The following is a 356-nucleotide window of genomic DNA, read 5'->3' on the forward strand; positions in this document are numbered from 1 at the left end:
TCCTTCCATGAGCAGAACGCCAGCGAATGGCGAACCAGATGGACGACGCAGGTTTGCACCGTGGTCTGCGGAAAGGCCGCCGTGATCGCCTCCGGGAAGCCCTTCAGGCCATCCACCACCGCGATCGGGATGTCGGCGACCCCGCGGTTCCTGAGCTCGTTCATGATCCCGAGCCAGAACTTCGCGCCCTCGTTGTCCGCGATCCAGAGGCCCAGCACCTCGCGCTGACCCTCGGCCGTGATCCCCAAGGCCAGGTACACCGCCTTGTTCTTGACGATCCGGCTGTCCTTGTCGCGGATCTTCACCCGCAGCGCATCGAAGATCACCACGGGATAGACGGCATCGAGCGCCCGCGA

At 64.6% G+C, this 356-nt stretch carries 1 protein-coding gene; it reads right to left on the reverse strand.

Annotated features, from left to right (window positions below; all coding sequences use genetic code 11):
• Positions 1–356, reverse strand: a 356-nt coding sequence (locus tag Q1B08_RS21800; RefSeq protein WP_299823595.1) for a transposase, incomplete at both ends; no start/stop codon positions are given.

It is taken from the genome of uncultured Jannaschia sp., assembly GCF_947494025.1.
GTDB lineage: Bacteria > Pseudomonadota > Alphaproteobacteria > Rhodobacterales > Rhodobacteraceae > Jannaschia.